This is a genomic window from Xanthomonas sp. AC360 (assembly GCF_979258225.1).
Map to the genome: position 1 here is coordinate 4,940,621 of NZ_OZ409846.1, position 16,485 is coordinate 4,957,105.

Here is a 16,485-nt window from a genome sequence, read left to right on the forward strand (position 1 = left end):
TTTTCCACAGGTTCGCAGACAAGGCCAAGCCATGAAGGAATCTCCCGAACAAGAAGACCTGCGCCGTGCGATCAGCGGCGAGCTGACCAAGCGGATCAACGACGCGGCACGCTATCCCAACGTGCGCTCGACGGTGATCCAGGCGTTGGGCACCATCCAGGATCGGATCGCGAGTCTGTGCATCGAGTTACGCGAACGTTTCATGCTGCGCGCCGACCAACCGCTGGCCCGTTTTTACATCAAGGGCGGCAACGCGTTCACCGCCTGCATGGATCTGCTGCAGGGACAAGACCAGCACCTGTTCGACTCGGGTAGCTCGGACTGGGACACGCAGGTAGCGATCGACCCCTGGCTTCCCGGCTCCGTGCAGGATGCGCTGCATGCAGAGATCGAAGACATCGTCGTCGATGAAATGAAAAAGGCCGGCGTGCTCATCGCGTTCGAGCTCAGCCTGCTTGCGCCTAACGCGTCGCCGTTGGCACAGCAGGTCTACCCCATTCCACGTGCCCAATGGCCTCCGCATACGACCGACGTGGGGTGTTTGCTCAAGTGCGACGAGCCGCAAACCTTTCGCCGTGTCTTCGACCGCGACCGCACCGGCTTGTCTGCCTACACCGGTGTGGAAATCGCCAAACTCGGCGAGCGCGATATGCCCTCCCCACCGGGTATCGTGCTGAACGATGGGATCAAGCCCTTTGTTCTCTATCGACTGGGCTACACCTGGCACGCCACGCTGATCGAAGGCTACCCCGACCACATCGTTTCGCAGCCGGCCAGTCCACGCGGCATCCTGATGGAACTGATCGATGTCAGCGTGCCACGCCGCGATACGATCGAGGCAATCGCAATCTGGTCGGAAATAGGCAATGGGCACCTGACCATCGCCACCGCTGCTGGCCAACAGGAACGCTGGCAATTGCCGCTGCCGGATCTGGACTACCATCTGCGCGAGAACCTGCTGATGTTGTGCGAGATCGCCAGCGATCCGTTGGCACTCGGTGCGCACAAGGAAGCAAAGCGCCGCGAGCGCGTCGCCGCAATTCACGCCTGGTACGCATCCGCCGCTCAGCTGCCGCATTTTCAGGGCGTGCTCGCCGGGATGGCTGGCAGACACGTAGGCGTGTTAGGCGACGATGCCGCCACGCTGGTCAACGCGTTGATGGCCTCGGTGCGCGCACGCACCACGCAGGCGGCGCCGGACTATGCCAATGGACAGCCGACCGACGCAACGCGCGCGCGCATTCTTGCCGCACGCCACGGCACCGGCACCCTGCTCACGTTGCTGTCGGATGCGTTTACCGCGCCGGTCCTGCTCTCGGCCGCCTTCAGCGACGATCTGCTGTTGATGAGCACCCTCGCACAAAGCCCCTATCTGGCTGTCGATCAGCTGCGCTTTTCCGGCGTGGACATGGCAGCGGTGGCACGGGTCAGCTACAAACAGCTGCAGGCACTGGACATTGCTGCATTCGAGCACGCCGTAGGACAGTGGCTTGGCGAGGACGTCCAGGTTCTGGCCCAACCGCACAACACGCCGCGCGTGGGAGGCATCAGCTACGAATGCACACTGGTGGTGTTCATCAATGCCAAACAGCCACCGTTCGAAAAAATCGTACTGGCGTTCTTGACCCTCACTACTGCCACGGACGCGCAGGCGCCGTTCCACTCTGGCCCAGCCGGTCAAGGCAGCGCTTACGCAGCGCTGCTGGATATCGACGGCCAGCGCAAGGCGGCTGCGGCGCTGGTCGACGAGTTCGTGCTGCGTGAACGGCTGTCCAAACAGCACGATGCCATCAAAACCCTATTACCTCAGGCTTAAACCGTAGTCACATCTCCTTGTCCACGCGCGTTGCGAAACGCGCGTGGACTGACACCCACCAGCCGTCGAAAACTCTTTTCGAAATGACTCAAGTCGCCGAAGCCGACCTTCAGCGCCACTTCGGTCACACGCAGTTTCTGCTCGCGCTGCAGCAGATCCTTGGCCTTCTCAATACGAAGCTGCTGCAGCAGCGGCTTGAACGTGGTGCCCAGCTCCTCGCGGAACAGAAAACCCAGATGTGACTGGCTGACGTGCGCCTGTCGCGCCAGATCGCCCAGGGTCAGCGGCTCGGCGTAATGCGCGCCGAGATAGACCAGGGCCCGCCGCAGGGCGTCATGCAAGGTGGCGAGGCGTTGACCTGGACGGTGCGGAAGACCATCGATCCAATCGACAGGCGCTGCCGGTAGCGTGGGCGCGAGCGGACCATCGTCCGGCTGCGATGGCACTGAGCCCGCGACACGCTGTTGCCCTTGCAGCAGGCTTGCGGCCAGGCGAGGTGCATGTTGCTGGAGATCGGCGAGCTGGATCGGCCTGCCTGCGGTCATGACCGCCAGGCGCAGCACCACCCGCTCCAGTTCCAGCAGGTTTTCGGGCCATGGATACTGTGTCACGGCATCCATCAGTGTGTCAGTCACCCATTGCCGGGAATCGAAGCCGTGCCGCTCCAGCACGCGCTCGAGATGAAACGCGATGTCCGGCAACCGCTCACACAACGCGGCAAGCTCGATCGACAGCACATCGAGTTGCGACAACAGCGCACGCGAGAATTGCCCCGCGCGCACGCGCTGCGACAGATCGGCAGTGGTGGACGCGATCACTCGGGTGAAAATATCGGCACCCGAGGCGGACCAGCTGCCGTGCCGCCCCCGAAGACACCGCGACAACTGACGCTGCAGCGCTGCGTCGAGCTCATCCACCCCTTGCAAGTACAGCGTTCCGCCGGCCGCGCGCTCGAACCAGGCCGACGGGTCGCCATCCGCATCGTCGCAATCCACCGCGACGAATGGCCCATCTCGCCAGGGCCCCGTTGCATGCAGCAAGACGGCCACTTCCTCTTTCTCGGTGCCGAACCCACCACGCACGATGACCGGCAAGCGACTGCCTGCGGCACGCTCGACGAACGCATCGACCATCCAGACCTGTTCGCACACGCCTGCCACAAACAACGACCGATCGAATCGATCTTCCGCCCAGGCCCGCGCGGCATCACGCTTGATCAGATAGGCACAACAGGTGGCGATTCGCTGGCACAACGTCATCGCCTGCGTGGTCATACCGCCCTGGGCCGGCGTCACTCTCAGTGTGCCGAGAACATGATGGGCATGCTGGACAGGAAAATCATGGGTGATCGTCGTCTGCCCGTTCGTCAGATCCGGAGCCGGCGCATCGCTGCCCTCCACCCCGAAAAACGCGCATGTCGCATCGTTCAAGAGTTCGCTCTGCGCCAGTTCCGCGGCGATTTTTCCGAGCATTGTTGCCAGGGGATCGCCCGGAAGATAGGCGCGCCGTAATACATCAAAGACCTGCTTTTTCATTGATAGTCCGACTCGATACTGGCGCGCTCAGAAGGCGGCCATACCCAAGTCGCGCCATCCCTGACCAGACCGTCGGCAACGCTCCAAGAAACGACTCGGCTTTTCGCGATAATCCAATGCTCCCCGCGTGTCCCGCTCGATCGATCCATCGCACTGTGGGATGAACCTCGCTTGCGTTGGCTGGACCCGTTGGAGGCACCAAGTAGTCGCCAGCGAATCAGACGCTTGTTGCAAAGCCATATTGGGCATTAACACGCTGCCTGGTGCCTGTCCCGACCATTCGTGGCATGTGGCTGCCCCTATCGTCCATTGGGTGAGGCTCGTCTCATTCGTTGCCGGCATGGCGATGGCGTGCTGCGAAGATCTCCAGCAACCACTCGTGCAAACGAGCCCGCATTGCGCCGAGCAAGCGGGCGGCGTTAGCGGATACGCTGATGCCAAGACACTGCGATGCAGTGCGCCATGCAAGGCATCGGGAGCAGTGACGCAGCGCTGGGTCGCAAGGCGTCCGCCACGGTGCAGACTGGGGCATCGGAATCGACCGCCCCCCTGCAAGCAGCTCGGCAACACCTCGGGCGACCCTTCACTGTGCAGTCCGCAGGACATGCACGTTCTGATCAGATGCTCACACCGTTGCGACTTTCTGCACAACGGCGCTGAGACAATGCGCAGTCCTTCCGATGGCGATCCCCATGTCCCAGCCCGCCCCCATCCTGCGTGGCTACGCCACCATCAAGCCGCTGTTGTGGCTGGTATCGCTGGCGATCTTCATGCAGATGCTGGATGCGACCATCGTCAATACGGCATTGCCGTCGATGGCGCGCAGCCTGCACGAGAGCCCGCTACAGATGCAGTCGGTGGTTTTCAGCTACGCGCTGGCGGTAGCGATGTTCATCCCGGCATCGGGCTGGATCGCGGATCGCATCGGGACACGGCGTACCTTTCTGGCCGCAATCATCGTGTTCACGCTGGGCTCGTTGCTGTGCGCAGCAGCGCAACAGCTGCCGCAGCTGGTGGGCGCGCGCATCGTGCAAGGCATCGGCGGTGCGATGTTGTTGCCGGTGGGCCGGCTGGCGGTGCTCAAGACGGTGGCGCGCGAGGACTTCCTGCGCGCCATGAGTTTTATCGCCATTCCGGCGCTGATCGGCCCGCTGATCGGCCCGACCTTGGGCGGTTGGCTGGTGGAAGTAGCGTCCTGGCACTGGGTGTTTTTGATCAACCTGCCGATCGGCGTCATCGGTTTTATCGCCGCACTGAAGATCATGCCGGACCACTACGGCGATGCACGCAGGCGCTTCGATCTGGTCGGCTATCTGATGCTCGCGTTCGGCATGGTGGCGCTATCGCTGGCGCTGGATGGCATTTCCGAACTCGGGCTGCGGCATGCGTTTGTGATGTTGCTGGCGATCGGCGGGCTGGCTGCATTGGCCGGCTATTGGCTGCATGCCGGCAATACCGGTAACGCGCTGTTCCCGTTGGCGCTGTTCAAGGTGGCGAGTTATCGCATCGGCATTCTGGGCAACTTGTTTGCGCGGGTCGGCAGTGGCTCGATGCCGTTCTTGATTCCGTTGCTGCTGCAGGTGGGCCTGGAGATGAGCCCGATGAATGCCGGGCTGATGATGGTGCCGGTGGCGCTGGCCGGCATGGCGGCAAAACGCGCGGCGGTAACGCTGGTCGGACGCTTCGGCTATCGCAACACCTTGATGATCAATACCGTGCTGGTGGGGCTGGCGATGGCCAGCTTCGCACTGGTCGATGTGGGCCAACCGCTGTGGTTACGGCTGCTGCAGCTAGCCTGTTTCGGCGGTGTCAATTCGCTGCAATTTACCGTCATGAATACCGTCACCTTGCGCGACCTGGATCGCGATCAGGCCAGCCCGGGCAATAGCCTGTTGTCGATGGTGATGATGTTGGCCACCGGCTTCGGCGCCGCCGCCGCCGGCAGCCTGCTGGCCGCCTTCAACACCCATCTGGGCGATACGCACGGCGCCACTGCGGCACTGCATGCCACCTTCCTGTGCGTGGGCGGCATCACCCTGACGTCGACGCTGATCTTCTGGCAGCTGGCCGACACACGGCCGCATCCCAAGGACGTGGAAGCGGTGGCCGAGTAATCGGCACAACGGCTTCGCGCGGACGCGTTGAAACGCGGGGCGCAGGCCGCGCATGGCACAGGTGTCGCCAGTGATGCGGCGGTTTTTTTAGATGTCTTCGCGCGGACGGACCCGTCGCAACGCATCGGCGATGGTGTCAGCCAGCATGTCGCCGGTCAGCGGCTTGCGCAGGAAACTGTCGAAGCCTGCTTCCTTGGCGGTTGGTTCGGCGGCTTCATCGGAACGTGCGGTCACCGCAATCAGCGGCATCTCGTAACCGAACACGCGCAATTGCCGCGCGAGTGCGAACCCGTCCAGGCCGGGCAGATCCAGATCCAGCAGCGCCAGGTCGAACGTGTTGTCGGCGGCCTCGGTCAATGCGGCCAGGCCGTGCGGTGCATGCACCATTGAATGCCCCTGCGAGCGCAGCAGGCCGATGATGACCTCGGCGATGGTCGGGTCGTCTTCTACCAGCAGGATGCGCTGCGGCGCGATCACCGCGCTGGCACGCGTCACCTCACCGCTCAGCGCTGCGTTGGAGGTGACCCAACGCAGCGGCAAGTCCACGACAAATCGCGTACCGGAGCCAAGCCGGCTGATCACCTCGATATGCCCGCCCATCGCAAGGGCCAGCTCCTGGCAAATCGCAAGACCCAGACCGCTACCGCCGTAGCGCGAGGTGGTCTTGGCGCCATCGCCCTGCTCGAACCGTTGGAACAATCGCGCTTTCTGGTCGGCGTTGATGCCCGGTCCGGTATCGGCGACTTCGAACCGCAGGCCCTGATACGACCCCAGCGTGGTCAACTTCAAACCGACCACACCGCGCTCGGTGAACTTGATCGCGTTGCTGAGCAGATTGAGCAGAATCTGCCGAATCCGGGTAGGGTCGCCGCTGGCGGTGATGTCCCCGAGCAGGCCCACTTCCAGGCTGAAACGCAAGCCACGCTCCTGTGCGAGCGGCGCCATCAACGCCTCGACCTCGGCCACCAGCTGACGCAACGAGAACGGCTGCTGATCCAGCTCGAGGCGCCCGGATTCGATGCGCGCCAGGTCCAGCGCATCGTTGACCAACCGCAACAGGTGCGCACCGGCACGACGGATGGATTCGGTGTAGCTGCGTTGCCGGTGATCCAGTTGCGTCTTGAGCAACAGCTCGCTCATGCCCATCACACCGGTCATCGGCGTACGCACTTCATGCCCCAGCGTGGCCAGAAAGAGAGTCTTGGCCAGCGATGCCTGCTCGGCCAACTCCTGCTTGTGCACCGCCAACTGCCAGGCATTCAACCGGCGCAATCGCCGGCGATACAACAACACCGCTGCAACAATCATGCAGACTGCGATGAAGCCAAGCAATATCACTCCCCATGGTGCAAGCCACCACGGCGGGAGCACTTGGAATCCCAGCTTCTGGCTGGCCGACCAAATCCCGTCCGCAGTACGCCCCTGGACTTCCAGAGTGTAGTGACCAGGCGGCAAACGTGAAAACAGCCGCTCGCCGCTGGGGCCGACATCGATCCAGTCCGGGTCATAGCCGCTCAGACGGAAGCGGTAACTGTTGGATTGAGGATTAGCGAACGTAGGCATGCGCGCCACGATGTGCAGATCCCGATCTCCGTCTTGGATCTGCAAAGGCTCCACGCCAGTTACATCCAACCCCTTCTCACCACGTCGCAGACCTACGCGCTCAATCAAAATACGAGGGCGGCGTAAGTTAGGGCGCATCGTTGCTGGATCGAACACCACCAACCCGTCGGGCGTACCGCCAAGGATCTGTCCACTTGCTGCCTGGACTAGCGTATTTTCCTGAAATTGCTGATTAGGAAGCCCATCGTGCACTTCATAGACCCTCACCATCTTACTGCCGGGATCAACTCTAATCAGTCCGCGTGCACTAGAAACCCAAGCTACACCTCCCGAATCGATCACCAATCCATTCGGCGCTACCTTCGGGAACTCCTGGTTCTTGTCTACAGTGTCCAGATGTTTAAGTTGGCTTCCATCCCAAAGATAGCGTCTCAACTCTCCAACAAACCCGATCCAGACAATGCCGGCCTCACCAAAGCGAAACACATAACTCGGTAAGGCTGGCGCCCCGAGCACAGTCTTGAAGCGATCCTCGCGCGGGTCCCACCGCAGGAGGCCGGTACTGTTCGCTAGCCAGATCTGGCCATCTGGACCCTCGCGCAGATCCCGGATACTGGATGTGTCCAGACCATGGCTACCGTAAGGAATACTGCGAACCAAACGACCATCTCCGTTCCGAACCTGGATGCCGGACTTAAGCAATGAAATCCATATCTGCCCCTGCGCATCAAATGCAATGCGATCTGAACTATCCGAATAGATCGGTGATGTGGAATCGTCCGAGAGCGGCAAGCGCGAGATCTTCCTTGTCTGCGGGTCATAGCGAACCAGCCATTCTTCGGCACCTACCCACAAAAACCCTTTGGGACTTTCAGCAATGATGCTAGGCCAACTCACATCGCTTATTGCGCGGCCATGTCGCTCGAGTCGACCAGTCGCTGGGTCCAGTCGCTCCAGTACACCACGACTCCCTGATATCCAAACACCACCAGACTTAGAGGGTGCGGCGACTCGTACGGATGGGTTAGAAATTGATTGAGGATCTTCGGCGTGATATGACAGCACTGAAAAAGTATCCCAGCCTGGCGGCAGGTGCCAAAGCCCCCCGTTCAAGCTAGCAAACCAAACTCCTCCGTCCCTATCTTCATAGGTTACCGCCCAATTAGGCTTCACTATCCCGTGCGCGGAGAGGCTATATATTGGGACATCACTTACTTGAAAACCGTCGGACACACCTAAACCAGACATCGTATCCAGCCAGTAACGCCCTTTGCGATCACGCAAGAGCATACCTATCACCTGCTGCGCCCGAGAGGTGTCTCTCCAAGGCTGCTCAACAAAGTGACCATTGAGAGAAATTTTAAAAAATCCTTTGTTTTTGTCGCTAACCCAAAGTGTCCCATCGCGCTCTAAACGCAGGCTATTTACACTTTGCGTGGCCCCTGGCAAGGCTAAGCGATCAAAGTTTTTACCGTTCCATCGTGCAAGCCCAGCGCTGGTACCAATCCATAGATTGCCGTCTGGAGTAACCTTGAGTGCATTGACCGAGTCGGACGGTAGACTGGATGAATCGCCTGCTACTGTTTTAAATCGCTGCATACTTCCGTCTAGACGCCGTCGATACAAACCACTCTTTGATGTCCCAAACCAAATATCGCGATCTAACGCGGCGACAGCCCAAACCGTGGTCTCGCCAAACTCCGGAAAACGCTTATCCTCCAAATGCTTGAAAGTGCGCTGATTGGAGCTCAAGACACCCGCTCCGCCATTGTCTAGGCCGATCCATACTTGATCATCATCATCGATGCAGACAGACCACACGTTATTACTAGCTAATCCTTCCTCCATTCGCCAGATGCGATAGTTACGGCCATCAAACCTTGCTAGGCCGTCGTTACTAGCGATCCACAGATAGCCCTGCCTATCCTCTGCAAAGTCGGTAACTGTGTTAGAAGGCAGGCCGTCTGCTACCGTCAGTTGAATTGGAATTGGAGTGAGCGGAACACTTGAATAGGCAGGCGCAAACCACACTGCTATCAGCAGGCAGAACAGCAGCCTGACAAGACGCTGACAGCGAGAGGGGTACGGATGTAGGTGGGACATGAATTTTTCGCTACAAGTTGTTGCATAGTGCGGGCCACATCGTGCTGGGGCAAGCGCGAGCATCTTAGGCCTCCCCTCCAAACACCACTCCAGCCAACCTCTTTGCGCGAGTACGTGCAAACTCGCATGCCGCCGCAATCGCCTCGATCAACATGTCCGCTGTCACCGGTTTGCGCAGGAATCCGTCGAAACCGGCGATCTGCGCCTGGCGTTCGGCATCGCCATCGGCGCGTGCGGTGACCGCCAGCAACGGGAAGCCGTGACCGAGCCGGCGCAGTTGCGAGGCCAGCGCAAAGCCGTCCAGGCCCGGCAGATCCAGGTCCAGCAACGCGACATCGAAGCCGCCATCGACCGCTTCGGACAGTGCCGCCAGACCGTGTGCGGCATGCACCACGCGATGGCCGCGCCCGATCAACAGCCCGCTGATCACTTCGGCCACGGTGGGGTCGTCTTCCACCAGCAGGATGCGCAGCGGCGCGCCGGCCAGCGTGCGTGTTTCGCCCGCAGCACTGCGCGGGGCCGACCGATCGATGGGCAACGGCAGGTCCACAGTGAACTGGGTCCCGACGCCGAGTCGGCTGCGGACACGGATCTGGCCCTTCATCGCCACCGTGAGCTCCTGGCAGATCGCCAGCCCCAACCCACTGCCGCCATAGCGCGAGCTGGTACGCGCGCCTTCGCCCTGTTCGAAGCGTTGAAACAGATGCTTCTGTTGCTCGGGCCCGATGCCGGGGCCGGAATCGCGCACCTTGAAGCGCAGGCAGTCGCCATGCCGGCTGACGGAGAGCCCCACTTCACCGCGCTCGGCGAACTTGATCGCATTGCCGAGCAGATTGATCAGGATCTGCCGCACGCGCGTGGCGTCGCCCATCACCGACAGATTGGCGGGCAGCTGATTGCGGTAATGAAACCGCAGCCCGCGCGCCTCGACGATGGGCTGCATGAAGTCGGCCAGTTCCTGGGTCAGCTGCGATGGATCGAACGGCTGCTGCACCAATTCCAGTTTGCCCGCTTCGATCCGTGCCAGATCCAGCGCATCGTTGACCAGCCGTAGCAGATGCGCACCGGCCTTGCGGATCGCATCGACATGGCTGCGCTGTTTCGCATCCAGCGGGGTGGCCAGCAGCAGCTCGCTCATGCCCAGCACACCGGTCATCGGCGTACGCACCTCATGCCCCAGCGTGGCCAGAAAGTGCGACTTGGCGATCGAAGCCTGCTCGGCAAGTTGCTGGCGCTGCTGCGCCAGCACCCACTCCTGCTGGCGCCGCACGCGTCGCCGCCAGCCCCACACGCCCATGCAAACCAGCAGTACGCCCAGCAGCACCGCAACCAGTTGCGCTGGCGTACTCAGCCACCACGGCGGACGCACCTGCAGGTGCAGGGACGGTGCGGCGATCCAGTCGCCGTCGCCGGCACGCGCCTGCACGTCGATGCGGTAGTCGCCGGGCGGCAGCCGCGACATCACGCGCTCGCCGGTAGCGCCCTGCTCCACCCACCCCGCGTCGTAACCCTCCACACGGTAGCGATAGCGCGCCGAGGCAGGATCGACGAACGACAACAACCGCGCGCTGATGCGCAGATCGCGATCGCGTGCCTGCAGCACGATCGTCCCCTTGTGCGGCAGTGCCTGCGGACGCTCGGCATCGTTGCGGCGGACCTGCACCGATTCAATCACCAGCCGCGCCACCGGTGCCGGCGCGAATGGCTGCGCAGGGTCGAACAACACGATGCCGCTGGTGGTCAATGCCAACACCTGCCCGCCGGGTCCGGTCACCGGTGGGCGCATCGAGAATTCGCTGTCCGGCAGGCCGTCGCGCTGCCCGAACATGCGCACCTGCGGCTGCCCGCGCCGGTAGGCGTACAGGCCGCGCGAGGTGGTCGCCCAGACGGTGTCGGTGCCGCCCAACGCCAGGCCGCGAACCTCGGTGGAAGGCATGCCTTGCGCATGTCCCACCCGCTCCAGCAGATGTGCCTGCCGGCCATCCCAGCGGTAGCGCTCGATCGCCCCAGGCCGCCCGGCCCAGAACTCGCGCGGCGACACGAACGCCAACGCATAGACTTCAGACGCAGCGCCGGCGCCGCCGATCACCTTGCGAAAGCGCTCGCCCTGCCAGACCCACAGCCCGTCACCGGCGGCCACCCATGCCGAGCCATCCGGACGGACCAGCAGTTGCTGCACCATGTCACCCACTTCGCTGAGGTCGGTACCGAAGCGAAAGGTGGCCAGCAGGCGGCCATCGGCCGCACGCCGCTGCACGCCGCCTTCGACGATCGACAACCAGAACTCACCATCGATGCCCGGCGTCATCAGCTCCACGCGATGCGCGTCGGAGGTGTCGATCTGCATTGCCAGTGGGTGTTTTTCTCCGGTCTTGGGCTGATAGCGGGTCACGCCGTTCTGCAGCGCCACCCACAGGCTGCCGTCGCCGGCCGGCAGCACCGACTGCACGCTGCCGCCTCCCAGCACATCGCTATGCAGCACAGGGACGATCTCGCCTTGATCGCCGACGCGATACACCCCTTCGCCGGTCGTCACCAGGAAGCTGTCGCCGTCAGCGGCCGCGTTCATCAGGTACATACTTTCCAGCGGCTTGCCCTGCGCCTGCAGGATCGTGGAGAAACGCCGCCAGTCCGGCGGCAGATAGGCCAACCCCTGCGAAATCAGCCCCAACCACAGCCCGCCCTGGCGGTCCTGCATCACATCGAGCACGCCGCTGTGGGCGGTGAGAAAGCCGCTGCCCCGATCGCCTTCCATGACGCGCAGTTTGGTCTCGCCCGGCGCAACGCGAAAAAACCCATCGGCCGCACCCATCCAGTAACCACCATGCACGTCGTGCACCACGCTGCCGGCACGCACGCTGGAAGCTCCTTCCCAGGGTGCGGGTTCGAACACACCGGCCGGTGTCACCCGATACAAGCCCCTGCCGCTTCCCACCCACAGCGTGCCGTCCGGATCCTTGCTGAGCTTGAAGACAGTCGCGCTCAGGCGGTCGGGTGCGACGCGTACGAAGCGCTCGCCGTCGCGCATCACCAACCCGCCCGCGGTACCGATCCACAAGCGGCCGTGTGCATCGGTGAGCATGCTCATGATGGTGTCGCTGGGCAGCCCGTCCACTGCGTCGGGCGTGGCACGGAAGACGGTGATGCGGCCATTTTCCTCACGACGGCACAGGCCACCGCCGCTGCTGCCGATCCACAGCGCACCCTGCGCCTGCGCCAGCGCCCAGACCTGCCCGACACAGGCTTGCGCAACGTCCGGAAAAGTCGTGAATGCCGCACGGTCCGCATCCAGCATGCTCACTGGCGAGCCGTTGACGCCCAACCACACCCGGTCGCGATCGTCGACCAGCAGCGTTTCCACCTCGTTGCCGGGAATCGAGCGGGCATTGTGCGGGTCGTGCTGCCACACCTCCAGGCCGATACCGTCATGACGCGCCAGGCCGTCGCTGGTCGCCGCCCAGACATAGCCCTGCCGATCCTGCGCCATTGCCAGCACCATGCGCGAAGGCAGACCTTCGGCAGGCCCGAACCGGCGCATCCGCGGCGTCTCGATTTGATTGACTGCCACCGCATCCATGCCAAACAGCAGCAGCATGGATGCCAGCAAACACCGCACTAGCGTCTTCATGGTCGTCCTTGTCGCGGCCACTTGCGCGATCGCGCGCACTCCCCGGCCGGACTGCACTTTACCCGCTCCAGCACACTTGCCCCTAGTCGGCGGCGCTGTCGTCCGGCGAGTCGGCAGCGTCGGCAAGCGCCCTTGCCAGGGCGTTCGCCAGCAGCTCACCGGTGACCGGCTTGCGCAGGAAACCATTGCAGCCAGCCGCCATCGCCTGCGGCTCGGCATCGGCGTCGGCCCGCGCGGTCACCGCCACGATCGGGAAGCGCACCCCGCGCGCGCGCAGTTGCGCCACCAGCGCGGCACCGTCCAGGCCAGGCAGATCCAGATCGCATAATCCGGCGTCGAAGCTCCGCGTGCTCACCTCGGCCAAGGCGGCCAACCCATGCAAGACATGGGTGACCTGGTGCCCGCGCGTCTGCAGCAACCCCACGATCACCTGCGCCACGGTCGGGTCGTCTTCCACCAGCAGCAACTGCAGCGGTGCCTGATCCCGGGCAGCGACCGCGCGTGCTGGAGCCGGTGCCGCCGCAGGCAACGTCGCCACCCAACGCAGCGGCAGCTCCACCACGAAGCACGCGCCCTGCCCCAATTCGCTGTCCACGCTCACCACGCCGCCCATCGCCGCAGCAAGCTCACGGCAGATCGCCAGGCCCAGCCCACTGCCGCCATGCCGGGCCAGGGTCAGTACGCCTTCGGCCTGTTCGAAGCGCTGGAACAGGCGCCCACGTTGCTCGGCGCTCATGCCGGGGCCGGTGTCGCGCACCTCCACCCGGATGCCTTGCGTCGGGCTCTGCGGCAACGCCGAGACGCGCAATTGCACGCCGCCGCGCTCGGTGAACTTGACCGCATTGAACAGCAGATTGAGCAGAATCTGCTGCACCCGGCTGGCATCGCCATGCAGTGCCGGCGGCAGCGCGTCATCCAGTTCGCACGCGAACGCCAGTTGCTTCTGCTCGGCACTGGGACGAACCAGTTCGACCACTTGCCCGATCAACAGGCGAAGATCGAAATCGCGATTGTCCAGCGGCAGCTTGCCGGCTTCGATCCGCGCCAGATCCAGGGCATCGTTGACCAGTCGCAGCAAGTGCTTGCCGGCCGACTGGATCGCGCCGGCGTAGCCCTGCTGGCGCGCATCCAGCGGTGTCTGCAACAACAGCTCGCTCATCCCCAGCACACCGGTCATCGGTGTGCGCACCTCATGCCCCAAGGTCGCCAGAAAGCGTGTCTTGGCCAACGACGCCTGCTCTGCCAACTCGCGCTTGTGCTGGGCCAGCTGCCACTGCGCCCGCATGCGCACGCGATGCCGGTAGGCCGCGGCAAGCAGTGCACTGAGCAGCAGGCCGAGCATGCAGATCACTGCAATACCGATATCGCTGCGCCACCAGGGTGGCAGCACCGAGAACTGCAACGATTGCACCTGCGATGCATTGCCAAGTGGATCGACACCCTGCATCTCAAGCACATAATTGCCCGGCGGCAACGATGAAAACTCGCGCATCCCCGCAGCCCCATGCTCGACCCAATCGGTGTCGAAGCCGTTCAATCGCGTGCGGTACCGGTTCGCCATCGGGTCGATGAAAGACAGCAGCCGCATATTGATGCGCAACTGACGATCGCTCGGTACCAGCGAAAAACCACCGCCGATCGGCAATGCGCGACGTCGATCGCCTTGCTGGACACTCACTGCTTCCAGTCGCATCTGCGGGGTAAACGAGGGAACATCCGGCGCATTGGTATCGATCAGCAGCGTGAACCCGTCGGCGGTCCCGCCCACCAACACACCGTTGTTGGACATCAGCAGACAGCGGCGACTGAACTCCTGGCTGGTCAACCCGTCACGTGCACTGAAACTGCGGATTTTGGCAGGGGTTGTGCGGGGGTCGATACGCCATAGGCCACGCGGGCCGGACATCCACACACGCCCAAGCGCATCCAGCTCAAGACCGTAGGCATCCATGGCAGGAAATCCTTCGGCAGCGCGAATGCGGCTTCCCCGTTTCCAGACACCATTACGTTGCTCCCAGTGCTCGATGCTACCGGGGCGGTAAAGCCAGATGCGATTGCGATCCTTGACGACAAAGCGCTGGATAAAGTTGACATCCAGCCCCGGCACCAGCATGAATCGATGGGTGTCGGCATGCCAGGCATACACTCCGCCAGTACCGCTGATCCACACACGCCCATCCGGCCCCAGGCTGATCTGGTAGTACGGCAACTCCTTCAGGCCATGCAGATCGTTTGGGGAGATCGTCTCCAGGACGCGCCCGCTGACGAGGTCGCGTCGCTGGATCACTTGCTCGAACGCTGTCCACACGGTGCCATCGCCCGGCTCCCCGATCCAGAACACCGCCTCGTCGGGTCCATCCCCGGTGAAATGGGTCAGCCCACCAGTGGTCAGATCCAGACGCGACAGTGCGTGCCGTCCGTTACCAAGCCAGAGCTGCCCGCGACTGTCTTCCAGTGCGGAGGTGATTGCCATCTCACGCAAATCCGGATGCTGGATTCCGGTCTGCACCAAGGCACCAGACGACGTGTCGTAGCGCAGCAACCTGCCACTGCTGTCGAATTGCCACAGACCACCAGAGCGATTGGCCAATGCAAGACTGCAAGAGATGCCTTTGCCTTGATCGTTGACCTGCTTGAAAGCTGCCGTCCGATGCCAGTCCTCGCGCAGGTAGGCAAGCCCACGGCCATGCAGGGGCACCCAGATCCCTCTATGCGGACTTCGCCAGATGGTGGTGACATGACGATTGGAGACCAACGGTTCATCCCCGTTGTTGACCGGCGTCGGTGGATGACCGGCGCGGGTGTGCCATAACCCCTGCTCGGTGCCGAGCCAGAATTCGCCATCTCCGGCATCGGCCACCGTCCAGACCCGATTGCCTGTCGCAAACATCGAGGCCCAGGTCGGCGTATGCCAGCCACCGGAGGAATCCATGTAGCGCAACCCGGTGTCCGAGGAGCTCCACAACCGTTGCCCTACCCACTGCAGCGCATTGATGCCGCCGGCATCGCCATCCGGTCGCACGCGGTGCAAGGCCAGCCCGTCGTAGTACGCCAAACCGCCGAGCGTCCCGATCCACATGCGCTCACGGTCGTCCAGGGCCAGGGCATAGACCGGATTGGGGTCTAGTGGGTCTTCCATCTTGGACAGATCGAGTGAGCTGAAATTTCCCTTGGCATCCAGGCGCAAGACATTCCCGGTCGACATGCCGAGCCAGATCTCATCGCCGCGGCCGGCAATGGCATAGATGTCTCCCAACGACAGCGCGGGAACGTCGTCGGGCAGATAGGCGGTAAATTTGCTGCGATCGGCGCTCAGCATTGTCAACCCGGCACCCGCCAGCGCCAGCCAGATGCGATCCTGGTCGTCGATATACATCGCCTGCAGGTTATTGCTGCGCAGCGAGTAGCGATCGGTCGGATCGTTACGCCATACCTTGAACTCGGCGCCGTCATACCGAACCAGGCCATCGGTGGTGGTCATCCACAGATAGCCCGCACGATCCTGTGCGATTGCGGTAATCATGGTCGAGGGCAGCCCTTCGGCGGCACCCACGATGCGAAAGCGCGGGATGGCGGGCACCTCGGCCAGGGCCGGCAACGCCACCAACGCCATCAACGCAACGAGCAACCCCAATAACAGACCGCGCATGCGGGAATCCTTTCCACGTCCAGCCGGCATGCTCGCAATGGATCGTTGCAAGCGCAAGCCGCGCGCGCAGCGCCGGG

At 62.8% G+C, this 16,485-nt stretch carries 6 protein-coding genes; 2 read left to right on the top strand and 4 right to left on the bottom strand.

Annotated features, from left to right (window positions below; translation table 11 throughout):
* Positions 1–31: 31 nt before the first annotated feature.
* Positions 32–1,816 (top strand): hypothetical protein, encoded by a 1,785-nt coding sequence (locus ACZZ0O_RS21325; RefSeq protein WP_463591779.1) that lies wholly within the window; start codon positions 32–34, stop codon positions 1,814–1,816.
* Here the strand turns inward: ACZZ0O_RS21325 and ACZZ0O_RS21330 are convergent.
* Positions 1,813–3,351, bottom strand: coding sequence for a helix-turn-helix domain-containing protein (locus ACZZ0O_RS21330; RefSeq protein ID WP_463591780.1), 1,539 nt, complete (start codon positions 3,349–3,351; stop codon positions 1,813–1,815). The genes ACZZ0O_RS21325 and ACZZ0O_RS21330 overlap by 4 nt on opposite strands.
* Positions 3,352–4,043: 692 nt before the next feature.
* Here ACZZ0O_RS21330 and mdtD point away from each other — a divergent pair.
* Positions 4,044–5,465, top strand: a complete 1,422-nt coding sequence (mdtD, locus tag ACZZ0O_RS21335; protein WP_463591781.1) for a multidrug transporter subunit MdtD — start codon at positions 4,044–4,046, stop codon at positions 5,463–5,465.
* Between the two features lie 87 nt (positions 5,466–5,552).
* Here mdtD and ACZZ0O_RS21340 read toward each other — a convergent pair whose 3' ends face one another.
* The 3 genes from ACZZ0O_RS21340 to ACZZ0O_RS21350 all read right to left on the bottom strand — a co-directional run bounded on the left by ACZZ0O_RS21340 (position 5,553) and on the right by ACZZ0O_RS21350 (position 16,408).
* On the bottom strand, positions 5,553–9,131 hold the full coding sequence (locus tag ACZZ0O_RS21340) for a hybrid sensor histidine kinase/response regulator (protein WP_463591782.1): 3,579 nt from the start codon (positions 9,129–9,131) through the stop codon (positions 5,553–5,555).
* A gap of 64 nt (positions 9,132–9,195) precedes the next feature.
* A complete protein-coding gene (locus ACZZ0O_RS21345) occupies positions 9,196–12,759 on the bottom strand; it encodes a sensor histidine kinase (protein WP_463591783.1) in 3,564 nt (1,187 codons plus the stop codon).
* Positions 12,760–12,841: 82 nt separating this feature from the next.
* Positions 12,842–16,408: a hybrid sensor histidine kinase/response regulator gene (locus tag ACZZ0O_RS21350; protein ID WP_463591784.1), complete on the bottom strand. Its 3,567-nt coding sequence runs from the start codon at positions 16,406–16,408 to the stop codon at positions 12,842–12,844.
* Between the last annotated feature and the right edge of the window lie 77 nt (positions 16,409–16,485).

Bases quoted from the DNA above. Each gene is read 5' to 3' on its own strand.
- mdtD (WP_463591781.1), top strand. From the start codon at position 4,044: ATGTCCCAGCCCGCCCCCATCCTGCGTGGCTACGCCACCATCAAGCCG.
- ACZZ0O_RS21330 (WP_463591780.1), bottom strand. From the start codon at position 3,351: ATGAAAAAGCAGGTCTTTGATGTATTACGGCGCGCCTATCTTCCGGGC.
- ACZZ0O_RS21350 (WP_463591784.1), bottom strand. From the start codon at position 16,408: ATGCGCGGTCTGTTATTGGGGTTGCTCGTTGCGTTGATGGCGTTGGTG.
- ACZZ0O_RS21325 (WP_463591779.1), top strand. From the start codon at position 32: ATGAAGGAATCTCCCGAACAAGAAGACCTGCGCCGTGCGATCAGCGGC.
- ACZZ0O_RS21340 (WP_463591782.1), bottom strand. From the start codon at position 9,131: ATGTCCCACCTACATCCGTACCCCTCTCGCTGTCAGCGTCTTGTCAGG.
- ACZZ0O_RS21345 (WP_463591783.1), bottom strand. From the start codon at position 12,759: ATGAAGACGCTAGTGCGGTGTTTGCTGGCATCCATGCTGCTGCTGTTT.